Annotated in this window: 3 protein-coding genes; all 3 read left to right on the forward strand. The window is 36.0% G+C overall.

The features are described from left to right. Window positions 1–257: hypothetical protein (locus HKX39_RS10535; protein ID WP_216605099.1), on the forward strand; the 257-nt coding region annotated here is incomplete at its 5' end. A gap of 2 nt (window positions 258–259) precedes the next feature. Then, window positions 260–1,108, forward strand: coding sequence for a hypothetical protein (locus tag HKX39_RS10540; protein WP_216605100.1), 849 nt, complete (start codon window positions 260–262; stop codon window positions 1,106–1,108). 51 nt (window positions 1,109–1,159) lie between these two features. After that, window positions 1,160–1,426: a hypothetical protein gene (locus HKX39_RS10545; RefSeq protein WP_171681280.1), complete on the forward strand. Its 267-nt coding sequence runs from the start codon at window positions 1,160–1,162 to the stop codon at window positions 1,424–1,426. Window positions 1,427–1,532 lie beyond the last annotated feature (106 nt).

A 1,532-nucleotide genomic window follows, 5' to 3' on the forward strand; every position in this document is an offset into this window, starting at 1 on the left:
TATATGTCCTGTTTGAGAAGGTAAAGATGTTTGAAAACTTTCAGGGAGAATTATTGAATAATCTAATGAATCTACAACCTTTGCCTAAAGAGCTGAATTCGTCAAAAGGCAAAAAGGTAGAGACAGGTACCGATGGTTGGAAAATGTATGTTAAAGAGGGTAAAGAGATTTCTCCTGAGTATCGTAGGTGGTTAGCAGGTCAACAAAGAACGATAGAGGAAAAAGTTAAGGAAGAAATTAAACAAAGGGGATTATGATAATGTTTTTTTCAAAAAAAGATTTACATGAACAGTTTGATTTTGTTTACACAGACCTTAATCAAATTCCGTTCGATTCTCTTAAACTTAGTGAGACCAGAAGGAGAGTGAACGGGTATTATTTTATACAAGAATCGAAAGGAAATTTGTCTGATTATTTTTTAGAACCTTTTAGAGCTTTACAGCCCAAAACCTATCAATATTTAATTGGAGGCAAGTTTTTCTATGCTGTAGAGAAATGGGATTTAGGTTCAAGTGACATCACCCAATTCGGTATCATTATAAATGATGAAAGGATATGTTATATGCAGTACACACCATATACTTACGAAAAAGGAAAGAGTGATTATCCTACTATCCCGCTAGAAATACTTAACTCTTGGCTTTACCGAGCTGAGGGATGGGATATGGCGGAATCAACAGTGATTGATATTCATAGAGGTGTTTTGCCATCAGCTGTAACTTATTCTGTATCACCAATAGATTCAATTATAGGTGGTTTTACCGATAAAACAGATAAAGCATTACCTCAATATACCGAATTTTTAGAATCTAAATTTAATCATCCTTTCCGTCAAAGCTATCACATTAAAGAGTTTATGGATGATAAATACTTTGAACTACGGTGTTTGCTAGATACACGGTTAGATGGAGACTGGGGAAAAAATGGTTTCCAGCTATTTGTCTCATCGCATAACACCGAACGTAATGTGTATGTCGTACCAAGAACAGATGTCATGCAAATAAAAAAACTCTCTAATCCTGCTGAAGCTATTGATAGCTATGCAGCTCACTTATTGTCAGGAAAAGAAGGAGAGTTTGATTTTCTGCAATATGCAGAAGATTTTTAAAGCCAAGATGGGTGATGGCATAGGGGTAGGCTGCTCTGTAGAGGTTCTGGGATGTTATCTTATTCAACCGACATGTCTCAGAACATCGCTAATGGGGCATTGCAGGTGAGTACTAAGGGAGCAGGAGGTACTAATCAATTATCTAAGGGTTGGATAGAGGCGGTGACGCAAAACTTACCTACTGAAGGTGATGTTGCAAAAGCCATGAAAATAGCTAAAAGGAAAGATTTACCCGTTAAAACGATTATGGTTGCCGTGGATAAATCAGATAAGACCGTAAAAATTATTCCAGTCAAAATTCCAAATAAATCAAAGTAATTTTATTAAGGATATCCATATGCCAAGACGTAGAAAAAACCTAGTAATGGAGAAGTATAAAGTTTATTTAGGGAGTATCGCAGAACGAAGTTATCAGGAGTCTATA

It is taken from the genome of Pelistega suis, from assembly GCF_013133795.1.
Taxonomy (GTDB): Bacteria; Pseudomonadota; Gammaproteobacteria; order Burkholderiales; family Burkholderiaceae_B; genus Taylorella; species Taylorella suis.